Genomic DNA, 20,978 nt, shown 5'->3' on the forward strand with positions numbered 1-20,978 from the left:
ATGCGGGATTGGTTCAAAGCCGCCGCCATAAATCTAGGCAAAGCGCTGGCAACGGCGATCGCGATAACGTTGATCGTTTTCGCTCTCTTAAAAGCCGCGATCCCTTCGACGCAATTCTTGCCCTGGCTGGGCAAGATCCTCGCCGGAGACTTTGGATACTCGCGAGCCTATTCCGCGCCGGTTGTTGCGGCCTTTTTTGAGCGCTTACCGTTTTCGCTCGAACTGATCGTCGTGTCGTTTGCGATCGCACTGACCGTTGGGTTCGTAATAGCTTTCTTGTCGTCACGATCGCCTTCTTCGGTTCTTAGCCGCATTGCCGGGTATGTCGTCCTTGCACTGGAGTCCGTGCCGGTTTTCTGGCTAGCACTCATGCTGCAAGTCCTTGTCGCGTTGTTTGGGCATGGGTTCCCATATGATAGGTTCGCAAGCTCCGATCGCTTCGATTTAGACGATCGCCTTTCACACTTGATCCTCCCAGCCGTGACTTTGGCGCTTTTCCAGATTCAGCCGCTGATGGAATACGCTCGGAGCCGCCGGACGGCCGCCGGCCGCTCGACAGCGGCAAGAGACTGGGTTGCCGGCGCGTTTGCGACATTTGCTTGGAGATTGCCCGCAGTTATCGGTGCCACGTTTATTATTGAACCGATCTTTGCATGGCCGGGCGCAGGGCGCTTGGTTTTCATAGCAGCAGATCAAGGGGATTTCAGGCTTTTCTCGGGCGTGCTGCTGCTTGCGGCGCTCTGCGTGCTGACTTTGCGTTTTATCGCTGAGACGTTTCTTCCGGATGATCCCTTCGGAGTCGCTAATGATGTTGCGTAAGCGCGAGGTTATCGCGGCGACCGTCGTGGCGGTGATACTCGCGGCGTTTTTTGCCGGCAGCATCATTCTAAGAGACAACGCCTTCAAAATTGACGAGGTCCATTGGCGGGGTAATCCGATACCGCCATGCTTCCAAGATGCTGCAACGTGCGGCGGGCACGCCCTGGGAGCCGACGAAAACGCCCGGGACGAGTTCGCGCGCTTGGTGGTCGGCGGTTGGGTTACGCTGTGGATCAGCTTTGTGGCAGCGATTATCGCCCTTGCCGGTGCGTTCGTTCTCCGTGCCGCGGCGCGTTATGGCGGCTCAATCGTGCGATTCATTGTCATGCGCGCGGCAGACGCAGTCGCATGCATTCCCGCTTGGCCTATAGCGGCGGCCGTGGTGTCGCTCATGTCGTTTAGGCACAATAGTTTGTTTGCGCCGAGTTGGTGGGAACTGGCAATTCTGCTGGCGGCGGTGGTTTGGCCGCAAGTAACTCGCTTTGCAGTGATGACAGCGAGTCACCGTTTACTGATGAACCAGACCGCTCGAAATTGGCGAAGTGCGATTCTGATTCTGTCGACTGTCGACTTCTTGGGCTTCGGAGTTCAGGCGCCGACGCCGTCTTGGGGCAATATGCTCGCAGGTGCCGAGAGTTCTTTACAGGACCAGTGGTGGGCGGCCGTCTTGCCCGGCATTTGTATCTTCCTAGCCGTTTTCTCGATTGAGCTCGCGAGACGGGCGATATTTGGTTCGGGCGCGCAGCAACAGCCGCGTTAGCCCTGGGCCATTCGCTTGATGATTGCGTCAATATGGACTCGCGAAGCGTCGATCGTGGGGAAGTCAGGTGGTTGTGCGTCGTATAGCGCGACGAAGTCCGTTCCCGCGAGTACGATTGCGTCCACATGTTCCTTCTCGAGTAACCTCCGCGCAATGTCCGAGAGGCGCTCGCGATCGCTCATGGTGCCCTCGCCGCCGCGGGCCAGTCTGGTGTAAATCGCGTCGATATCTCGGATCTCTTCCGGCGTTGGCTTAACGACCTCCACATCTAAGCAGCCAAAGAGATCGGTTTCGATTACGAAGCTGGTGCCGAACAGGCTGACGCGGCGCAGTCCGCGTTCCGCCAGCGCCGCATTTAAAGCGGAAGGCAAGTCGATGATCGGTATCGGCGAGGCCGAGCGCAGTTGCTCGAGGCAGACATGCGGCGTCACCGCGGCGACCGCGCCAATCGTCGCGCCCTCGCGTGACAAAGAAGTCAGCATGCCGGCGAGATATTGCGATAGAGCTTCTGTATCTCCGGCCACGACGAAGTCGCGCGCCGTCTCGAAATCCGCCTCCGCCAGCAAGACCGCGCTCTTGTCCGGCGATGCGCGAACAATGCTCTCATAGTAATGTATGCCTGCGGGAACGCCGAGGCCGCCGATAAGTCCCAGTGTCATGGCTTCACGAGCTTACGCCACATTCGACAAGCGGCTCGGTATTTGCTCCAGGGCGCGTTTGAACGAATCTTTAGTTATTGCTGAGTGCAGGGCAACGTTCGCGCCGGCAAAGCCACGCGGCTAGTTCCCCGCTGAACCTCTTGTTGTAGGCGCCTGGAGTGTTATCCGTAAGCTGTTTTATAGCTGCCGTCTGCGACGCAGCAATCTGAAGATAATGATTCATGTCGGGAATGATCTTTAAGGTCGCACTATTTGGTTGGTGCGAGTTTACGATGTCGACTATGCGTTTGTGATCGGACTCGGCGGTGACGAAGTCGGCCTGGCCGTAGAGAGCGAGCACGGGCACGTGCACGCTCATCCAGGCCTCGGCAATGTTGAGTGCTGCTACCTGCTGCATATAAGCGGGCGGAGCCGGATACTGAATGTAGTCTTTGCAATCCGGCCGAACGGCAAGGATCTGCTCGGGACTAGCCTTCTCGATGAGCAGCCGGTGCATGCAATATTCCTTTTTGGCCACCGACTCATCGACTTGGAAAGGGGTCGAGCCGCTGAGAATTTCCTGGCGTTGCAGATTTATGAGCTCGTACTCAAACCAGTTGACGGCGACTCCATCCGCGACAATCACTCCTGCCGTTGGAAATTCCAGCGCGAGGCGGGGAGCGACAACGGTGCCGATGCTATGGCCAAAGATGTATACGCGTGCCGGATCCACCAGCGGATTTTGCAAAAACGCGGCGTAGGCAATCTCGTAGGAGTGATATTCAGTGTTGAAATCGACCGACGCGCAGGGCGGTCCCTGGCTGTCGCCTACGCCGCTCTTTTCGAGGCGCATTACAACAAAGCCGAGTACGCTTAAATCATGTGCGACGTTGCGATAACCGTCTTGGGTATTGGTTGTGTCCATGGAAAAGCATCCGATCCCGCCGATCATAAAAACCGCCGGCAGTTTTCCGCGAGCACCGATTGGCGATGTGACCAAGGTTCGGCGCAGCGTGCCGTCAATTGTCACGCTTTGGTAGCTCGTCTGGACGTCGAGAAAGTTTTCATCCGGCGCGCTGCGCATGACTATCGTTAGCGTAACCGGGTGAGTCCCGCGCTCGAGGGTCAATGTTACGGGAGTGCCTCCAGGCCGTCTAACCTTGGACAAGAAATCCTCGACGGTCGACACTGTGGTGCCGTCTACGCTTTGGATCACATCGCCTTTTTGGACACCGGCGGCTTCCGCAGAAGATCCCGGCACAATAGCAGAGACGACCACGCGGCCATTCTGCATTGCCACGGCCGTTCCGAGTAGCCCGTGCCGTGGCAGCGAGGCGAAAGCCGGAGTAACCCACCCACACAAAATGGCAAGAATGAAAAAAGCCTGTACGGTTCCCGTCCGGCGCATGTAACATTCTCGCCGTAGTTGCCCGTCGAAGTCTTTAAACAGGCATCAAAAAGCAGGATGAGAAAAAATTGAAGCCATGACGTCGCGCCTCGAGTTCGATCGATATGTGCTGGACGAACGCAGGCGCCAGCTGTTGCGGGATGGTAAGGCGCTGCCGCTGAGTGCCAAGACGTTCGAACTCTTGCTGCTGTTCGCGGCTAGTGAGGGCGGCGTTCTGACGCGCGAGGGCATCTTTGAGCGGTTGTGGCCGGCAAGTGAGACCGAAGATGCGAACCTTTCGCAACACATCTACCTGTTGCGGCGCATCCTCGATCCGGACGGCGACGGTCGAGATTTCATCGAAACGGTTCCCCGAATCGGTTATCGCTTTGCCAAAGAGGTGCGGCCGGTACGAGAGCCTGCGGTAGCCGCGTGGGATGCGGCGTGGAAGCGTGCAGCCTTCTTTGCCGGCGCCGTACTTCTACTCGCGCTGATTTTGCCGGCAGTGCCGCGTGAGGAGCGATTGCCGGTAGGCGCTCGCGAGGCATACACGCTTGGGATCTATCACCTCAATCTGCGCACCGAAGACAATTTGAATTATGCGCTAGCGTACTTCAAACAGACGGCCCGGCTCGCGCCGAAAAACGCCATCGGCTACGCTTCCGTGGCCTCGGCCTATGCGCTGCTGGCGCAGTTTAAGCCCGAGGGCTCGCGCGCGCAACGCTCCTTGGTCGCCTTGGCAAAAGCCTATCGTGATGAAGCGCTAAAACGCGACCCGCGGAGCTCCCAAGGCCTGGCAGCATCCGGCCTAATCGCGTACCGCTTCGGAAACGATCGAGCGGCAGCCGAGCGCGACCTCCGTGCGTCGCTGGCTGCGGATGGGGCAAACGCCCAGGCGCATCACTGGCTCGGTGAAGTGCTCCTTTCCGATGGGCGGACGCGCGATGCGATAACGGAACTGCAAACGGCTCATCGGCTCGATCCAACCTCAGAGGTTTACGCGCGATGGCTGGCCCGCGCTTACACGTACGCGCGGCAACCCGACGAGGCCGTTCCCTTGGCGATCGAGGCGCTGCGTCTGCAGCCTAACGACGCGTCCGCTTGGCTCGTGCTGGCCTGCGCTCAGGAGCAGCGCGGAAAACTGCGCGATGCGATCCAAACTCTGAAAACGCTCGCAGCCCGGCTTCCGTCGGAACGGCCGTATGCTCTCGCGGACCGGTCGCGACTTGAATTCCTCATTGAGGGAAGAGCTCATCGCACGGAAGCAATCGCCGGAATGGACAGACTCGTTGCCCTCAATCGCGCCGATCCGTTCGAAGCCGCGCTCTTTTACCTTACGGCGGGCGAGCGGAAGAGCGCGAAAAAGATGCTCGCTCAGCTCAAACCGTTCAGATGGCTCGCTGAACTCGATCGCTACGATCCGCGTTTTCGGTCGTTGGGAAATGAGCTAGTATCTTAACCCGCGTCAAATAGGACCACCTAAACTGGATATCCTTATCGTAGGCGGAACGAAATTCGTCGGGCGTCACATTACGGACGTTTCTCTTGAGCGCGGCCACCGCGTGACGCACTTCAACCGCGGTCTGACCGAGGCGCGAACGCGTGCAAGCGTCGAGGCTATCCGGGGAGATCGCGCGACCGATATTCACATCCTCGAGAATCGCCACTGGGATGCCGTGATCGACATGTGCGGCTTCACTCCGGATGTAGTCGAAACTTCAACGCGCTATCTTGCCGATCGGGTGGGGAGATACGTTTTCTTTTCGACCATTTCCGTCTACGATCACGAGCAAACACAGCATCCAAACGAGGATGCGCCTCTGCTGCGTTTGCCGGAAGGTGCCGACCGGACTGTTTTTGCGCTCGAACACTATGGCGCGTTGAAGGCGCTGTGCGAAGCGGTTGTTACCAGCACGTTCCGGCATCGCGCGACGGTATTACGACCTGCTTTGATTGCGGGGCCGTACGATCCGACCGATCGATTTACCTACTGGCCGCTGCGCGTCGACGCGGGCGGGTTGGTGCTCGCGCCGCTACGAACGCATCGCATCCAGTACATTGACGCCCGCGACCTGGCTGTATTTGCCGTGCGCGTTGTCGAGAGAGGGATAGGCGGCGCGTACAACTGCGCTACAGCGTCGGACGGCACAACTTTCGGCGAACTGTTAGATGCATGCGAGAAGGCCGCCCGATCGCGTGTCGACATCATGCATGCGCCGGACGCGTTCTTGGAGTCCCATGGAATCGAGCCGTGGGCCGACCTGCCTTTGTGGATTCCGAATTCCTCGGAGTATGCGGCTCTTGTGAATTGCGATACGACGCGCGCAGGCATCCAAGGATTCATCACGCGCGCTCCGTTTGAAACAGTGCGCGATACGCTAGCGTGGGCGCAAGCCGCGCACAAGCAACTTGATACACTTAAAGCGGGGCTCGCGCCCGAGCGCGAGCGCGAAGCCGCCTCATCTCTAAAGTTGCTTTAAGAACTTTTACATCGGCGCAAATCGAGGAGCGGACCTGTTGACAGAAGCGCATCTGTAGCAGTATCTTGTGACCTAAGGAATTAGGTGAAGCAATGCTGTCCCGCCTCTTGATGATCGCAACGCTTATCGCGCAATGGGCTCCCGCCGCAGATCCCAACTCGCTTGCGGACCCGGCAAAATTAGCACAACTGATGCCTGTTCTGGCGCGGCAAACGATCGAGTCGTACAAAGAACCCGACCGGCAAACCTATCTGACCAATCTGTTTCCGGCCCAAATCGTTGCCGGAGATTATGACGGAGCTCGCACAAGCATTGATGACTTAAGGGCCGTCCTGGCCGCGAGGGGCGTGCGCAACGCGAGTCTTTTTGCCGCGCCTTCGAAGCTCTATGTCGACGCAAAGCTCATCGAAGCACAGCAAAAAGTCTCATTCGCCCAAGCCTATGCGTTGGCGTTCCGTAGGACATTCAAATCCCTCTCGGATGCGGACGCGATGTGGGTCGCGGACCAACTCATCGGTCAGGTGACCTCTCTCCATTCCTGGAATTTTGTCGCGAATTTCGACCTGCACAATGAAATTAATTCGCTCAAGACAAAGAGCGCGCTCGCCTCGGACGACGTCGTGACGCTGCTCTCTCTGTACAGCGCGGCTCAGGTCTTCAACAGCATATGGGACCTTACGACCCCCCTGCAGCGCCAAGATGCCGAGCGTCGTTTCGTGATCTCAGAACATGTTCACATTAGGACAGGCGACGGGGCCATGATAAGCGCGGTTATGGTGCGCCAAAAGGCCGGGCCGGCCCGCCGCCCCACCGCGCTGATTTTCACAATTTATGCGCAGCCCCCAATTGATGTGCTGCACGCCGAATACGCTGCCGCGCGCGGCTACATCGGCATCACCGCCTATAGCAGGGGCAAGGGTGACAGCACCGATCCTATCTCTCCTTACGAATACGATGGGCGCGACGCCAACGCGGTGATTGATTGGATCGCAAGGCAGTCCTGGAGTAATGGCAGCGTCGGCATGTACGGCGGAAGCTACAACGGTTTCACCCAGTGGGCCGCTGCGAAATGGCATAACCCCGCTCTGAAAACAATCGTGCCCTACGTGGCAAACAATCCCGGCAACGGATTGCCGATGGAAAACAATATTCCGCTGTTTGTCAACTACGCTTGGATCTATTATGCCGCAAATAACCGGTACCTCGACGACGCCGGCTACAACGATGCGCATTTTATCGGCCTGAATTCAAAGTGGTATCATTCGGGAAAATCATATAGTGATGTTGATGCTATTGCCGGCGTTCCGAATCCGTGGTTTCACCGCTGGCTGAGTCACCCGGATTTCGACGCCTACTGGCAATCGATGGTCCCGTATAAGGACGATTTTGCAAAGATCAACATTCCCGTCTTGACATTTACGGGATACTACGACGACGGGCAGGGCTCGGCTATTGGATTCCTCCGCGACCACTATGCCTATAATCCCCGGGCCGTGCACTACCTGATTATTGGGCCCTACGATCACCTCGGCACGCAGCGTTCTCACAAAGAGGACGTCTTGAGAGACTATCCGATCGATCCCGTGGCTCAAATCGATACGCCGGCAATTACCTTTGAGTGGTTTGACTATGTCATGCGGGGGCGCAGCAAACCGGCCATCCTCGCAGATCGGATCAACTACGAAGTGATGGGCGCAAATCAGTGGCGGCACGCGCCGAAACTAGACGCCATGAGCACTTCGTCGATGACATTCTATCTCAGCAACCAGCCTCTGTCGGGGTTTCTTGCCTTGTCGCAAAATAAACCCGTGCGACCTGAAGCGCTCACCGAAACGGTGGATTTTGCGGACAGGAAAACGCTGAACAATGGTGATTCGTATCCATTTCCAATCCTCGGAAAAGAAGTGGACTTCTCCGAGGGTTATACGTTTATCACGGACCCGCTCGATCATGCGATTTCCGTGAATGGGCAGTTCAGCGGACAGATCAACGCAATTCTTAATAAGCGTGACGTCGACTTTGGCGTTGTCTTGTACGAGGTAACGCCTGACAATAAGCTCTTTCAGCTCTCGTACTTCATCGGGCGCGCGAGCTACGCTAACGATATGAGCAAGCGTGTCTTGCTAAATCCCCGAGAGGTCGTCACCATTCCATTCGATCGAACTCGTGTCGTCAGCCGGCAACTGAGCAAGGGAAGCCGCCTACTGCTGACGCTTGATGTTAACAAAAATGCTTTTGCCGAGATAAACTACGGGACCGGCGGTGACGTAAGCCGTGAGGATGTCAAGGATGCGAAGACGCCGCTGAAAATCAGCTGGCTCACGGATAGCTATGTGAACATCCCTGTCTCCAACTAGGGCTATCTAGGGCCCCGTTGCGGGGTCCTTCGGCTTCTGTTTCGAAGGCGCTCGCATGAATATACGGTCCATCGTCATGATTGCCGCTCTGTTGGTGATCGGAGTCCTCGATTTCGGGAATCTCTTCCACGTAAGCGGGTCCACCAACGCTACGCTCACCCTATTGGCGGGCCTGGTCTTTGTGGTCGCGCACGGGTCGGCCGCGTTTGGTTGGCGCAATATCGCGGCCTTCATCGCAATCACCTTCGTCGTCAGCTTCACGTCCGAAGTTATCGGCGTGGCCACCGGACTCGTTTTCGGTCCCTACCATTATACAGACTTGCTGGGACCAAAATTGCTCGGCGTGCCGCCGCTGATCCAACTTGGGTATTTGGCAGTCGGATATGCGAGCATGGTGATGGGTCGCATCATTCTGTCGCTGCTCGCCCCGGTGAGGCAGTGGGCGATATTCGCCGCGGCCGTGGCCGGAAGTTTCATCATGGTGAGTTGGGACGTCGCGATGGATCCGTATCAATCCACCGTATCCGGCGACTGGATTTGGCATACCGGTGGGCCATACTTCGGAGTTCCGCTGCATAACTATGCCGGCTGGTTCGGAACCGTGTTCCTTTTCATGCTCGTGTACTTCATCTATGCGAGCCGCTATACGGAAGAGCCGCAACCCGACGCGACCAACAATCCCACGGCGTTCTGGAGTTTGCCGGTCGTCTTGTATGCGCTTTTCGCCCTAGGGATCATCGTCACGCCGCTGGCCGGCGGAATTGAGTATCCGTACGCTTCGCCGGCAAACTACAACGGCGCGCCGCAGGTGCTCGGACCGAGCCTTTCGCTGATCGCGATCTTCGTGATGGGCAGCCCGGTCGTCTTCGCGCTGTCCCGCTTGCTAACCAAGAGAAGCGTCGATCGGACGTTTGTCGCATGAGGTATAAAGCATATCGCAGCTAAGTTTGTGCTGTTAAGATATGCACATGAAAGTGATTACAAAGACGAGTGAGACAAAGGTAGCCATCGACGACGTCGATGCGCGGCCGAGCTCGATCGAACTCAAAGAAGTGAAACTGCTGCGCGGAATGTTTACGGGCTGGGGCCCGAAAATCAGCAGCAACTAGTTACTATGCCGGCGCTTTTACTCGCAACGCTTTTGTAGCGAGGAGTGCGGGCACAGCTGCCAGCAGAGCGACCGCCGCGGCCAATTGCCAGGCGATCGCGTAACCGGCCGTACCGATAACCAGACCGATAGCAATTGGCGCGATCGCGCCGGCGACGTAAATCCACATCGTTCCGAATCCGAGCGCGCCGCCGGCATGGTCTTTGCCGCCGATTTCGGCCATGGCCAAAAGCGACAACGCGAACCAGCCTTCGCCCGCGAAGCCTAAGCCGACCGCGGCGACGCAGATCAGCCATAGCCCGATGTGACCGATGCCGCTCAGCAGCATCGCCGCGCCCGCCCCGAAGATCGCGCAGTACGCCATCGGTATGGTTCGATTGCCTCCGTAGCGCCGATCGCTCAGCCTGCCCCAAACCAGCCGCCCCGCGCCCGCCGACAAGTGCCCGCCCGCAAAGATCAGCGCCGCAAACTCCGGGCTGTATCCGCCGCCGCGCACTAGCGTGATCGGAAAGAAGACGATGAACACGGTTTGCGTGAAGACGAGCAGCATCGACGCAAGCGTCACCAGAATCAGGCGGCGATCTTTCCCGATGTGCCCGATGTCTTCGAGCAGCTTTGAGACCGCAACATGTTCGCCGCACAACTCTTTGGGCTGACGGTACAGTAGCGCCGAAGCCGTGCAAACGACGAGCACGATTACGCCGCCCGCGATCAGCGCGCCGCCGTACCCGTAACGCGATCCGACGCCGGCAAACAACAGGCCGCCGAGCGCGCCGCCCACCGGCATGCCCGTTTGCCGGATTCCCATCGCCAGCCCGCGCTGCGTCGGCGAAAAAAACGCCAGGATCGCATGCGTGCCTGCGGGATTGCTCGCCGCATAACCGGCGCCATAGAGAAACAGACATGCGAGCAGCCAGAAATAATTCGGGAAATACGCGGCGGCGATCATCGAGGCGCCCATCAGCAGGCCGGCTTCGAGCAGCATCGCTTTGTCGCCGAAGCGATCGCACAACGTTCCGCTTAAAGGAACGGTAAACAGGCCGCCCAGCGTGAGGGCAGTCGCGATCAGTCCGAGCTGCGAATGGCCCAAGTCAAAGGCGCCACCGACGTACGGCACGATGGCGCCCGTTCCGCCGTACAGCATTGCGCCGGCAACCATCGAGATCGTGAAGAGCGCCAAAACGAAGTAGCGCGATTCCCCCCGAGGCGGCGTCAAAAGCATTGCGCGCCCTTCGCTGAATATGGCGGGAATGCTCTCCCACCTCGAGTGCCCCAAGTGCGGAGCCCGATACGACGCCGACAAGCAGCAGCACCTGTGCAGCTGCGGCGGCCCGCTGCTGGCGCGGTACGATCTGCTGGCCGCCGCCAAGACGTTTACCCGCGAGAATCTCGCCCGGCGCGAACCGTCACTGTGGCGGTACGGCGAGTTGCTGCCGTTGCGCAACATCAACCACCGCATCAGTTTCGGCGAAGTCTTCACGCCGATGCTAGCGCTTTCGGCGATTGGATCCGAGATTGGAATCGGCGAGCTGTTCGTCAAGGACGAAGGCTTGCTGCCGACCGGAACGTTTAAAGCCCGCGGCGCAGCGGTCGGCGTCTCGCGCGCGCAAGAACTCGGTGTTTCAGCCTTTGCAATGCCGACCAACGGAAATGCCGGCGGCGCGTGGGCTGCCTACGGTGTCCTGGCCGGCATCGAAGCGTACATCGTCATGGCGAAGAACGCGCCGGCGATCAACCGCCTGGAATGCAGCATGATGGGCGCGCACCTGTGGCTGGTGGACGGCTCGATCGCCGATGCGGGCAAGATTGTGGCCAAGGCGATTGCCGAACACGGCCTGTACGATGCATCGACGTTAAAAGAACCGTACCGCATCGAGGGCAAGAAAACGCTGGGTTTCGAACTGGTCGAGCAATTCGACTGGGACGTTCCCGACGTTATTCTCTATCCTACCGGCGGCGGCGTCGGTTTGATCGGCATCTACAAGGCGCTGCGCGAGCTGCAGGCGATGGGATTGCTTGACGAGCGCATGCCGCGCTTCGTGGCGGTGCAAGCCGAAGGCTGCGCGCCGATCGTGCGCGCGTGGAAAGAGCACAAGAATGAATCCGTCCTTTGGCCGGATTCAAAGACGGTTGCTTTCGGCATCAACGTGCCCAAAGCGCTGGGCGATTTTCTCGTGCTTGAAGCGCTGTACGAAAGCGGCGGCGCCGCGATTGCGGTCAGCGACGAAAATATTCTCGCGATGCAGCGCCGTATCGGTGCGCAGGAGGGACTGTTCGTGTGTCCGGAAGGCGCGGCGACGATCGTGGCCGCGGCCGAGTTGCGCCGGCAAGGCTGGATTCAGCCCGACGACACGGTGCTGGCTATCAATACCGGCACGGGGCTGAAGTACCCCGACGTTATGGTTCCGGAGTTGCCGCTGCTGGCGCCGGACGCGACCATTGCGATCGGAAGCGATAGATAAGCACGCCGGCCGCCGCGACGATAGCCGTCTGCACGATCGGTTGCAGGTACCACGCTTGCGTGTGAGTCGTCACGGCAATCGAGATGGCAAACCAGAGCGCGAAAGCCATAATGGCGATGGCGACGGCGGCGTTCACGAGCCGGTTGCGATCCTTGGCGGAGTACAGCAGCATCCCCAAGCCGACGAAAAAGAAGACGCCCATTACCGAAAACACGCGCACGCCGACGCCGAAGACGTAGCCGAGCTTCAGCGACTCCACCAGGCTGAGCGATGCGAGCAGCGCGCTGATCGTTAAGGCCAGAACCGGGGTTGCATACCGCTCGTGCGTTTGCGCGAAGCGGTCGGGTACCAGGCCGTCTTTGCCCCACGCGTAGATCCAGCGCGACTGCGCCAGGAAAAGCGGGATGAACGTTTTGACCATGATGAAGGCGACGCCGAGATTTACCACCGAGGCGAGCCAAGCCGGCATGACCAACCCGAGCAGTCCGGTTGACGTCGTGTAGGCGGTGAGTTTCATGGCTGCCAGACCCGCTATCACTTGCCACGGCACGGCGTGATAGATCGCGAACGTGAACAGAACGTAGATCGCCGTAACGATGCAGACCGCAATCAACACGCCGCGCCCTAACGTGCGGCGCGCGTCGACGGCCTCGTCGCCGGTTTGGGTCGCGGTCGATAGTCCCAGGTACGCGAAGAAGAGAACCGGCAGCGCGGTTCCAAACGCGGCCGCCCAATTCACAGTGTGGACGGGTGCTTGCGCCGTGATGCCGGCCGCCGAAAGGTGTAGGTGCGCCGTCAACGCAGCCGAGAACGCTTGCGGGCTGGTACCGAAACCGAAGACGATCACGACCGCCGTTACGACGACGACGACGCCCATCGACAGCACCGCAATCGCAGCCGCTAGACGCACGCCGCGCACGTGCACCAGCCAAACGATCCACAAAAGGGCAAGGCCGGTAACGAGCGTTCCGACATCCGAAGAAAAAAACGGCGCGTCAAATGCGGTTGCCAAAAACTTCGGCGCGGCATAGGCGAGCGTTCCGAGCGAGCCCGTCATGCCGAACCACGCAAGAAAGGTCACCAAGAACCCGACGAACGGGTTTACCGTGCGCGAAACGATCACGTACTCGCCGCCCGCGCCGATCAAGCCGTGCGAAAAGAAGTAACGGTACGCGATGACGGTCAGAAACGTGAGCGCTCCGCCGACGAGCATGAGCCAGGGAACAAGGTCGCCGACGCCCGGCGCGGTTTGCTGAACCTGCGTCGAGACGAAGAAGAGTCCCGCGCCGACTTGGTTGGTCACGCCGAACGCGACCACCGACCACGGGCCGAGCACGCGCCGCAACGCGCGAACATCCGACATGCGAGTGCCCTTCGTCAAAACAAAGAGCGCTCATCCGAAGATGCGCGCTCGAGGTCTCTCCCTTTGATGATGCCTTACGTGGGCATAGGCGATGGACGCGGATGCCGCATGCGTCCGCCAAATCCGCCGGGTGGTCCAAACTCACCGGGCGGCCCCATGTGTTCGCGTTCCAGCATGAAGCCGTGAGCGCCCAAGCCGGGTCCCCCAATGGTCGCGAGTCTGAAGAGCAGCTCTCCGGCATCGGGCGTGCGCCGTTCTTTCGGCTCGCCGCTGCGCATCGGCCGCGGAGACGGAAAATTCGGGTTCGCGGCGCGGAACTTCGCAAACATCGCTTCCATCTGCGCCCCCTGCTGCGCTCTGAACGATTGCTCGGCGTTCAAGATCGCTTGTTTCTCACCGCTGGAAAGAAAGGCGTCGATCTTCTTGATCGCCGCTTGCGGGTCCGGACTCGCGGCGATTGCGAGCTGTCCGATTACTGCCGCCAATTGATTGCGGTGCGCGGGCGTTAACGCACCCAAAACCTTGGCGCGAAATTGTTTGTACATCGCATCCCGCTGTTGCATCGTTTGGCGGATCATCTGAAAATCGGGACGCGGCCACGGCGCGCCGCTCGGTCCGGGCGGCATCGGCGGTGCGCCTTGCGCCAGCACGAACGCCGGTATCGCGGCGAGCATGGCAACGAGAATAAGAAGTTTGCTCATAGCTCTGTTCTAGGCCACTTTTCCTGGAATATCCTGAGAAAGCTCCTTGCCGGCAGTCTCAGGGAGGAAAGCGAGCGTCAACACGACGAGCGCATACGCGGCGACGGCGACGACCGTCATTGCGGCGCCGATAGGGTAAGCCTTCGCGAGCCAGCCGATCAGCCACGGTCCAAGTCCGGCCACGCCGCGCCCGAAATTGTAGCAAAAGCCCTGCCCCGCGCCGCGCGCGCTGTCCGGGTACAGCTCGCTCAAGTAAGGGCCGAAGCCGCTAAAGATTCCCGACGCGAAATAACCCAACAATGGTCCGGCAATGATGAGCTGCCAGTTCGCAGCTACGAAGTACAGATACAGCGGGACCATGATCGCCGAACAGACTGCAAACAGTGCAAACGTGCGGCGCCGTCCCAAGCGATCGTTCAGATAACCCGCGCTAACGTAGCCGGCAAATGCGCCTGCGATGACGAGATAGAGATAGGAGCCGCTCGTTACCGCCGCCAGATGCCGCTGCGTCGTCAAGTACGTCGGCATCCACGTGAACAGCGCATAGTAGCCGCTCTGAGCACCGACCGCCAACAGCGAGGCGAGAATTGTCGTGCGTAGCAGCGCCGGCCGAAAGATCTCCGCGAGCGTAACCTGCGACTGCGCGTGAAAGCGCGGCGGGTCGTCTACGCCGCGGCGAATGTAGAGCAAAGCCAGCGCGGGAAGAATTCCGAGGAAGAACAAGTAGCGCCACGCAACCGCCGCTGGGCTGAGCGAGAAAACAATTTGAAATGCCAAGTTCGCACCCAGCCATCCGATGGCCCACGAACCTTGCACGATGCCCAAGTTCCGCCCGCGGCGCTGCGCTTGCGACCATTCGGCCACGAGCACCGAACCGACGGCCCATTCCGCGCCGAACCCAAAGCCTTCCAGTCCGCGCAGGATCGCCAGCTGCTCGTACGTCTGCGCGAAGCCGCAAAGAAACGTGAAGAACGCATAGCATGCGATAGAGATCATCAATGCCCGCCGCCGCCCGATGCGATCCGCGAGCGTTCCCATCGTAATGCCGCCGATCGCGCTGGCCACGAGCATGTACGTCGCGAGCAGTCCGCCGGCGGATTTGTTCAAGCCGAAAGCGACAAGAATGGCGGGCAGCGCGTAGACGTACAAATAGAAATCGAACGCATCCAGGCCCCATCCCAAGCCCGAAGCCCACATGACGCGGCGAGTCTGATCGTTGCGCATCGCGGGAACGTTCGCCGCCGCTTCAGAAAAGCGCCTACATGACCGATGCACAGCGACTCGCGCAGGCGCTCAATCCGCTCACGAAGACGCCGCAGTTCTCGTACACCAAGGCGCGCGCGGCCGCCCGCAACGAGCCGGCCGTGAATTGGCCCGCGACAAAGGAGCGCAACGAAGACTTCAACCCCGAAGTTGACGGCTGCGAATCATTTGTCATGAAGGACGGCTCGCTGTGCGAGTGGCTGCCCGGTCAATATCGCTACGCCGCCAAGTAATGGAAATCTCCGGCCACGCACGCAAGAATCGTGCGTATTGGGATCGAGAAGCCGGCTCATATGAGGCCTCGCACGGAGAGCAACTCGCAAAAGAGCCGCTCGCTTGGGGCGTGTGGTCGATTCCGGAGAGCGAGCTGCGCGTGCTCGGAGACGTGCGCGGAAAAGACGTTCTCGAGTTCGGCTGCGGTGCGGCGCGGTGGTCGATCGGACTCTCGAAGATTGGTGCGCGTTGCGTAGGATTGGATAACTCCGAAAAGCAGCTCGCGCATGCGCGGCAGCTCATGGCCGCGGCGGGCGTCGATTTCCCGCTGCTGCACGCCAGCGCGGAATCCGTCCCCTTGCCCGATGCATCCTTCGAGATTGTGTTTTGCGATCACGGTGCGATGTCGTTCACCGATCCGGTCCGAAGCGTTCCGGAAGCGGCGCGTCTCTTACGGCGCGGCGGCCTCTTTGCGTTTAATGCGGAGACGCCGCTGCATTTCGTTTGCTATGACGAAGCGAACGATCGCATCAGCGCGCAGCTGCAGGCGAATTACTTTAACGACCGCATGACCGATGCCGACGGCAGCGTCAATTTCTCGCTGCCTTATGGCGAGTGGGTCGGGCTTTTTCACCGTTCGGGGTTTGCAATCGAAGGTTTGATCGAGCTTCGCCCTCCCGCGGATGCGCAGTCCAGCTATCGAGACTCGGCGTCGCGCGACTGGGCGCGCAAGTGGCCCGCGGAACAGATTTGGCGGCTGCGGCGCCTCTAGAAGAGCAGCGTCGAAAATTCGCCGGCTTGCGTAAAGCCGAGGCGGCCGTACAAGCGCAGCGCGGGCGCGTTGAAGTCGTTGACGTAGAGCGAGAGCGTCGGGTATTCGTCGAGCAGTGCGGCGCAAATACCGTGCAGCGATGCCGTTGCCAGTCCGCGCCCGCGTAATTCAGGCGGCGTCCAAATGCCTTGGAGTTGGAGCGTTCGCGCGCTGTACGGGCCTTCGCTGGTGAAAAAGCAGATTGCGGCGTCATGTTCGCCGACCCACCACACGCCACGCTCGACCGAGGTGCGCGTGTTCGAATCGAATTCGTGCGAAGAGGCTCGCGGATCGTAGCCGAGCTCGTCGCGAATCATCGCAGCGGAGTTGCGTGCGACCAACTCCCATTCACGCGGCAGCGCCCGGCGCACCGTGACGCCGCGTGTTTCGCCGCGTAATGTTTTTCGATCGACCACCAGAAGCGGCTGACTCTTACGCACGAGACGCGGCGTAGCGTGACGATCCTTCACGCGGTCCCAATAGGCCTCGACAGTCCGGCGCGGCCCGACGATCATGCGCGCGGATTCTTTGGTTTGCGCCAATTCCGCGAATGCATTAACCGGCGCGCCGTCATCCGCCGCCAGGACGACGTGCCGTCCAAAAAACGCCACGCCTCTGATTTGCGATCCGGCGGCGTACACATACAGCGATGAGCGGTACGATCCGAATTTCTCCGACGCGATCGCCCAGCTCAGAAAAACGTTCTCGTATGGCGAGGCGTCAAGGTAGGCGAGCGCGGCCGCATCGTCCTCGCGCCGCAGGCGCCGCGCGCCGGTCAGCTGAGCTTCACTACGAATGTCGGCTTGCTCGTCGGCTGTTTGCTGCCGCCATCCGGCTCCATGCTCACCGCCAATTCGATCACCTTCGTGGCTTGCACGGGCAAGCGGACGACCGCGATACCGCTGCGGTCGGGCATAAACGTCACCGACGGCGCCATCGCCGCCGAGCCCCGGTGCATCACCCAAGCTTGGTAGACCTTACCATGCGGCGGCATGCCCATCTGTTCCATTGCAATATAGAGGCGGTTGCCGTGCCGGACGACTTCACCACCTTCGATCGCATAGTGCTGCGAGTCGGTAGAGGTGAGGTCCGCCAGCTCGGTGCGCTGTGCGGCGACCTCGCGATGCAGCATTTTGGCTTGCGTGGCGAGTTGCGCGATCTGCGCTTTGGACGAACGCACCGTTTCATTTAAAGAGATGTTGAAAACTGTGGTTATAAGCGCCACGGCCAAGCACGCCGCGGCGACCGCGTAGGCCGGCCATACGATCGGGCGGACCGCGCGCATTTCGCCGACGTTCGAAAGACGCGGCGGCGCGCTGCGGCGTACCTGGTCCATGATCCGCGCTTTGAGCCTGGGGCTGGGGACGACCGCGCCGCTGGCCGCGTCGGGGCAGGCTTCGGCCGAATACGCAACCGCGTCAACGGCAGGTTTAAGCCGCCGGTACTCGGCGGCGCACTCCGCGCAGGCCGCAATATGCTCGCGCACGGCGGCAGCTTCTTTGGGCGGCAACGCGCCGAGCGCGTAGACCGCGACGTCGTCGAGCATGACGTCGTGGGCGTTCATACGGTTACGGCTCCCTCGAGCGCGCTGCGCAGCTGACGAAGGCCTGTGCGGATGCGAGTCTTGATTGTGCCGAGCGGAATGCCCGTGCGGCGCGCGATCTCGGCGTGAGTGACGCCGCCGAAGAAGCCGAGTTCGATCGGCTCGCGCTGTTCCGGCGGGAGCTTCTCAAGCGCGCTTCGGACACTGGCCGCGTCGATGTCGGCGAAGACCTGCTCTTCGAGCAGATCGCTGTTGGGCATGGCTTCGCTGAGCTCGCTCTCGGAATTCGACTTGCGGCGCAGGACGTCGAGCGCCTGATTGCGCGTGACGCGCGCGATCCAGCCTGCGAAGTTTCCGCTCTCGAACCGTTCGGGTGCGCTCCAGATCTTAAGGAAGACAGCCTGCGTGACGTCTTCGGCAGCACCGGCATCGCCGAGAATGCGAATGGCAATGCCGTACACCAGGCGGTGGTGCGCGTCGTAGAGCGCTTCGAACGCGGCTGTATCGCGCGTTCGCACGCGTGCCATGAGCCGGGCGGCGATTTCCAAGGCTTTTTGCTTCGCTTCATCGGGAGGTTCCCCCGGTCAGGTAACGTCGCGGCGGGCCTTGCGGATTGGAACGTCGTAGGTCCGGGCGATGAGCGCATTGGAAGTGATACGCGCCGACATTCCGGATTTTCCGGGCTGCGAAGGCGAAATGGAGTGCCGGCTTTCCGACGAGCAGGTCCGTTCCTATGTCGGCGAACGGCTTGCCGCCTTGGATAGCCAGCAGTTGTCCGCGGACGAGAAACAGCTGTATGACACGGTGCTGTATCGCAGCGAGTTCATGAATCAGGAAGCCTTTCGCATCTTCGACGAAAATCGCGATGAAAGCCGGATTACCGCCGTGCTGGACGCCGACGCGGCTTTGATCGCGGCCTCGAAATTGCTCGACGCATCCGGCGAGAAAACCGGCGACGCTTTGAAGGCGATTAACGAGGCGTTCGACAAGCGCGACGCCGCCATGCTGTCGCCGCCGTAGTCGTGTTCGTCCTGGCCGCGGCGCTTTCATTACATTTAATTCCGCTTCCGCAATCGGTTCAGACGCGGCCCTGCAGCGTCGCGCTGACGGAGCCGCTGCGCGTTGAACGGGATTTCGATGCGGCGGCACTGGATGAAATCAACGAACGCTGGAAAGCGCTCGGCATTCCGTCGTTCCGGCGCGTGGAAGAAGGCACGGGCGGCACCGGATTTCGGATCGTCATTCGTCCGGGATCCGTCTCCGATCCGTATGTATCCGACGTCAGCGTCCAACAAGCGGCGCTGCCGCCGCAAGCGTACCGCTTGCACATCGCGCACAATGGTGCGATTGAGATTCAAGCCGGCGATTCGGATGGAGCGTTCTATGCGGCGATGACCCTCGCGCAGCTCCCGCAGCGCGTCACTGGGAAGTGGTTCTTGCCGTGCGTCGATATCACGGATGCTCCAGCGTTGAAATGGCGCGTACTGAGTGACGACGTCTCGCGCGGACCGCTTCCGAACATGCGATATTTTAAAGAACGCATTCGCACGATCGCCGCCTTTAAGATGAACGGCTACTCGCCGTACATGGAGCACGTCTTCGTCGATCCGCGCAACCCGTTGGCCGCGCCGCTCGATGGGATTACGCCGGCGCAATTACGCGAGTTGGCGGCCTATGCAAAGCGCTACCACGTAACGTTCATCCCCGAGCAGCAAACGTTTGCGCACATGCACGGCGCGCTGGCGCTCGAGAAATACGCGACCGCGGCGGAGTTCCAGCACGACTTTCTTCTCAGCCCGGCCTCGCCGCTTTCGTTGGAATACCTGACGCAACTGATTCAAGACGAACTGGCCGCCGTGCCGCATCCGGTCTTCTTTCACATCGGCTCGGACGAAACGTCAACCTTAGGGCAGGGCCAAAGCAAAACGCTGGCTGCGCAGCGCGGCCTCAGTAGCCTGTTCGCCGAGCACGTGCGGCTCATGAATAACATCATTGCGCCTTCGGGTGCGCGCGTCATGTTGTGGGACGACGCGATAGAAAAAGATCCGGCGATCATGTCGATGATTCCGAAAAGTGCGGTTATCATCAACTGGCATTATGGGGCGGACAACAGCTTTACAAAATACATTAACGTGATTGCGTCCGGCGGGCTCGAGCAGATGGTCGCGCCCGGCGCGAACAACTGGAATCAGATCTATCCCGATATCCACGGTGCCCTCGTGAACGAACAGCGGTTCGTCGACGAAGGCAAGAACGCGCACGTCCTGGGGTTGTTTCAAACGGTCTGGCACGACGACGGTGAGACGCTCTTCGAAGCGACCTGGTATCCGCTGCTTTATTCCGCGGCCAATGCCTGGGAACACCGTTCGGTCGACCCCGTCCGCTTTCAACAAGACTTTCCGGCCGCGTTTTTTGGAGTGGATGACGCGCGTTACGGAAGCGATATCGCCGCTCTCACCGACATCCAAGCGCGCTTGGCAGGTCCGTACAGTTACTCGAGCGATTATCTTTTTTGGGCTGACCCGTTCGACCCGCGCGCGGCCGCTTTCATGCAGAAGGTGGACATACGCGCGCTTCGTTTGGATTCGGAAGTTGCGCAACAGCACTTGCTACAACACACGCCTCCGTTGCACGCGAACGCGGCGCAAGTCATGTTCTTGGCGGCACGAAAATACGATTTCATTGGCCGAAAGTTTCAGGCTGCGCAAGAGGTTCGCGATTATTATGCCGAGGCGCAAGCGGGGACCGGGCAACCGCACAGCCCCACCGACCGCGACTTGCTGTGGTGCAAGTATTGGTTCTGGGAATTACGCGATCGCTACGAAGAGCTAGAGCCGCTCTACGCAGCGGCTTGGCGCTATGAGAACCGCGAGAGCCACTTGGCAAGCAATTTGGAGCGTTACCACCTGGCCGCGCAGCAGAATATTGAACGCGCTGACCGCTTTAATGCTGTAGCGCTCGACCACAATGCGGGCAAACCACTGCCGCCACTCGATGTCATACTGAACCCGAGCGTGCCACTGTGAGCACGACTAAGTGATGGCGACCATAAGCTGTGTCATCCTGAGCCCCG

The 20,978-nt window shown here is 60.0% G+C and carries 21 protein-coding genes; 12 read left to right on the top strand and 9 right to left on the bottom strand.

All coding sequences use genetic code 11. The annotated features are described in order from the left end of the window. Together VFO29_00125 and VFO29_00130 are read left to right on the top strand one after the other, a co-directional pair. Positions 1–819 carry an ABC transporter permease gene (locus VFO29_00125; protein HET9391912.1) on the top strand — a complete coding sequence of 273 codons (819 nt, stop codon included), beginning with the start codon at positions 1–3 and terminating at the stop codon, positions 817–819. Then, the gene (locus VFO29_00130) at positions 806–1,579 is read left to right on the top strand and encodes a hypothetical protein (GenBank protein ID HET9391913.1); all 774 of its coding nucleotides are present in this window, start codon (positions 806–808) and stop codon (positions 1,577–1,579) included. The genes VFO29_00125 and VFO29_00130 overlap by 14 nt, the downstream gene beginning before the upstream one ends. Here VFO29_00130 and VFO29_00135 read toward each other — a convergent pair. Then, entirely contained in the window at positions 1,576–2,238 is a 663-nt protein-coding gene (locus VFO29_00135; GenBank protein ID HET9391914.1) for an aspartate/glutamate racemase family protein, read from the bottom strand. The genes VFO29_00130 and VFO29_00135 overlap by 4 nt on opposite strands. Positions 2,239–2,308: 70 nt before the next feature. Beyond that, a complete protein-coding gene (locus VFO29_00140) occupies positions 2,309–3,625 on the bottom strand; it encodes an alpha/beta fold hydrolase (protein ID HET9391915.1) in 1,317 nt (438 codons plus the stop codon). Positions 3,626–3,701: 76 nt separating this feature from the next. Here VFO29_00140 and VFO29_00145 point away from each other — a divergent pair, with 76 nt between their 5' ends. The 5 genes from VFO29_00145 (at position 3,702) to VFO29_00165 (ending at position 9,550) form a co-directional block, all read left to right on the top strand. Then, positions 3,702–5,063, top strand: coding sequence for a winged helix-turn-helix domain-containing protein (locus VFO29_00145; GenBank protein ID HET9391916.1), 1,362 nt, complete (start codon positions 3,702–3,704; stop codon positions 5,061–5,063). Between the two features lie 37 nt (positions 5,064–5,100). Then, entirely contained in the window at positions 5,101–6,084 is a 984-nt protein-coding gene (locus VFO29_00150; protein ID HET9391917.1) for an NAD-dependent epimerase/dehydratase family protein, read from the top strand. Positions 6,085–6,176: 92 nt separating this feature from the next. After that, positions 6,177–8,441, top strand: a complete 2,265-nt coding sequence (locus VFO29_00155) for a CocE/NonD family hydrolase (protein ID HET9391918.1) — start codon at positions 6,177–6,179, stop codon at positions 8,439–8,441. Positions 8,442–8,496: 55 nt separating this feature from the next. Continuing rightward, positions 8,497–9,363 (top strand): carotenoid biosynthesis protein, encoded by an 867-nt coding sequence (locus VFO29_00160; protein HET9391919.1) that lies wholly within the window; start codon positions 8,497–8,499, stop codon positions 9,361–9,363. A gap of 46 nt (positions 9,364–9,409) precedes the next feature. After that, the gene (locus VFO29_00165) at positions 9,410–9,550 is read left to right on the top strand and encodes a hypothetical protein (protein ID HET9391920.1); all 141 of its coding nucleotides are present in this window, start codon (positions 9,410–9,412) and stop codon (positions 9,548–9,550) included. A 3-nt stretch (positions 9,551–9,553) separates the two neighbouring features. Here the strand turns inward: VFO29_00165 and VFO29_00170 are convergent, their stop codons facing one another. After that, a complete protein-coding gene (locus VFO29_00170) occupies positions 9,554–10,771 on the bottom strand; it encodes an MFS transporter (GenBank protein HET9391921.1) in 1,218 nt (405 codons plus the stop codon). Positions 10,772–10,799: 28 nt separating this feature from the next. Between VFO29_00170 and VFO29_00175 the strand changes: the two genes are divergently transcribed. Continuing rightward, a complete protein-coding gene (locus VFO29_00175; protein ID HET9391922.1) occupies positions 10,800–12,011 on the top strand; it encodes a threonine synthase in 1,212 nt (403 codons plus the stop codon). Here VFO29_00175 and VFO29_00180 read toward each other — a convergent pair. The 3 genes from VFO29_00180 to VFO29_00190 form a co-directional block, all read right to left on the bottom strand. Beyond that, positions 11,947–13,374, bottom strand: a complete 1,428-nt coding sequence (locus VFO29_00180) for an APC family permease (protein ID HET9391923.1) — start codon at positions 13,372–13,374, stop codon at positions 11,947–11,949. The two genes, VFO29_00175 and VFO29_00180, sit on opposite strands and share 65 nt — an antisense overlap. A 74-nt stretch (positions 13,375–13,448) precedes the next feature. Continuing rightward, the gene (locus tag VFO29_00185) at positions 13,449–14,075 is read right to left on the bottom strand and encodes a hypothetical protein (protein HET9391924.1); all 627 of its coding nucleotides are present in this window, start codon (positions 14,073–14,075) and stop codon (positions 13,449–13,451) included. Positions 14,076–14,084: 9 nt separating this feature from the next. Continuing rightward, positions 14,085–15,299 (bottom strand): MFS transporter, encoded by a 1,215-nt coding sequence (locus VFO29_00190; GenBank protein HET9391925.1) that lies wholly within the window; start codon positions 15,297–15,299, stop codon positions 14,085–14,087. Between the two features lie 38 nt (positions 15,300–15,337). Between VFO29_00190 and VFO29_00195 the strand changes: the two genes are divergently transcribed. Beyond that, positions 15,338–15,571: a hypothetical protein gene (locus VFO29_00195; GenBank protein ID HET9391926.1), complete on the top strand. Its 234-nt coding sequence runs from the start codon at positions 15,338–15,340 to the stop codon at positions 15,569–15,571. Further along, positions 15,571–16,323: a class I SAM-dependent methyltransferase gene (locus tag VFO29_00200; protein ID HET9391927.1), complete on the top strand. Its 753-nt coding sequence runs from the start codon at positions 15,571–15,573 to the stop codon at positions 16,321–16,323. Before VFO29_00195 ends, VFO29_00200 begins: the two co-directional genes overlap by 1 nt. Here the strand turns inward: VFO29_00200 and VFO29_00205 are convergent. The 3 genes from VFO29_00205 to VFO29_00215 form a co-directional block, all read right to left on the bottom strand. Then, positions 16,320–17,003 carry a GNAT family N-acetyltransferase gene (locus VFO29_00205; GenBank protein ID HET9391928.1) on the bottom strand — a complete coding sequence of 228 codons (684 nt, stop codon included), beginning with the start codon at positions 17,001–17,003 and terminating at the stop codon, positions 16,320–16,322. The genes VFO29_00200 and VFO29_00205 overlap by 4 nt on opposite strands. 134 nt (positions 17,004–17,137) lie before the next feature. Then, positions 17,138–17,926 carry an anti-sigma factor gene (locus tag VFO29_00210; protein HET9391929.1) on the bottom strand — a complete coding sequence of 263 codons (789 nt, stop codon included), beginning with the start codon at positions 17,924–17,926 and terminating at the stop codon, positions 17,138–17,140. Then, the gene (locus tag VFO29_00215; GenBank protein HET9391930.1) at positions 17,923–18,453 is read right to left on the bottom strand and encodes a sigma-70 family RNA polymerase sigma factor; all 531 of its coding nucleotides are present in this window, start codon (positions 18,451–18,453) and stop codon (positions 17,923–17,925) included. Before VFO29_00215 ends, VFO29_00210 begins: the two co-directional genes overlap by 4 nt. A gap of 88 nt (positions 18,454–18,541) precedes the next feature. Here VFO29_00215 and VFO29_00220 point away from each other — a divergent pair, with 88 nt between their 5' ends. Beyond that, positions 18,542–18,925, top strand: coding sequence for a hypothetical protein (locus tag VFO29_00220; GenBank protein ID HET9391931.1), 384 nt, complete (start codon positions 18,542–18,544; stop codon positions 18,923–18,925). Positions 18,926–18,927: 2 nt separating this feature from the next. Next, on the top strand, positions 18,928–20,931 hold the full coding sequence (locus VFO29_00225) for a glycoside hydrolase family 20 zincin-like fold domain-containing protein (protein ID HET9391932.1): 2,004 nt from the start codon (positions 18,928–18,930) through the stop codon (positions 20,929–20,931). Positions 20,932–20,978 lie beyond the last annotated feature (47 nt).

Source organism: Candidatus Rubrimentiphilum sp. (genome assembly GCA_035710515.1).
Classification (GTDB): Bacteria; Vulcanimicrobiota; Vulcanimicrobiia; order Vulcanimicrobiales; family Vulcanimicrobiaceae; genus Rubrimentiphilum.

Coding starts and splice junctions, on each gene's coding strand:
- VFO29_00125 (HET9391912.1), top strand. CDS start 1: ATGCGGGATTGGTTCAAAGCCGCCGCCATAAATCTAGGCAAAGCGCTG.
- VFO29_00130 (HET9391913.1), top strand. CDS start 806: ATGATGTTGCGTAAGCGCGAGGTTATCGCGGCGACCGTCGTGGCGGTG.
- VFO29_00135 (HET9391914.1), bottom strand. CDS start 2,238: ATGACACTGGGACTTATCGGCGGCCTCGGCGTTCCCGCAGGCATACAT.
- VFO29_00140 (HET9391915.1), bottom strand. CDS start 3,625: ATGCGCCGGACGGGAACCGTACAGGCTTTTTTCATTCTTGCCATTTTG.
- VFO29_00145 (HET9391916.1), top strand. CDS start 3,702: ATGACGTCGCGCCTCGAGTTCGATCGATATGTGCTGGACGAACGCAGG.
- VFO29_00155 (HET9391918.1), top strand. CDS start 6,177: ATGCTGTCCCGCCTCTTGATGATCGCAACGCTTATCGCGCAATGGGCT.
- VFO29_00160 (HET9391919.1), top strand. CDS start 8,497: ATGAATATACGGTCCATCGTCATGATTGCCGCTCTGTTGGTGATCGGA.
- VFO29_00165 (HET9391920.1), top strand. CDS start 9,410: ATGAAAGTGATTACAAAGACGAGTGAGACAAAGGTAGCCATCGACGAC.
- VFO29_00170 (HET9391921.1), bottom strand. CDS start 10,771: ATGCTTTTGACGCCGCCTCGGGGGGAATCGCGCTACTTCGTTTTGGCG.
- VFO29_00175 (HET9391922.1), top strand. CDS start 10,800: ATGCTCTCCCACCTCGAGTGCCCCAAGTGCGGAGCCCGATACGACGCC.
- VFO29_00180 (HET9391923.1), bottom strand. CDS start 13,374: ATGTCGGATGTTCGCGCGTTGCGGCGCGTGCTCGGCCCGTGGTCGGTG.
- VFO29_00185 (HET9391924.1), bottom strand. CDS start 14,075: ATGAGCAAACTTCTTATTCTCGTTGCCATGCTCGCCGCGATACCGGCG.
- VFO29_00190 (HET9391925.1), bottom strand. CDS start 15,299: ATGCGCAACGATCAGACTCGCCGCGTCATGTGGGCTTCGGGCTTGGGA.
- VFO29_00195 (HET9391926.1), top strand. CDS start 15,338: ATGACCGATGCACAGCGACTCGCGCAGGCGCTCAATCCGCTCACGAAG.
- VFO29_00200 (HET9391927.1), top strand. CDS start 15,571: ATGGAAATCTCCGGCCACGCACGCAAGAATCGTGCGTATTGGGATCGA.
- VFO29_00210 (HET9391929.1), bottom strand. CDS start 17,926: ATGAACGCCCACGACGTCATGCTCGACGACGTCGCGGTCTACGCGCTC.
- VFO29_00220 (HET9391931.1), top strand. CDS start 18,542: ATGAGCGCATTGGAAGTGATACGCGCCGACATTCCGGATTTTCCGGGC.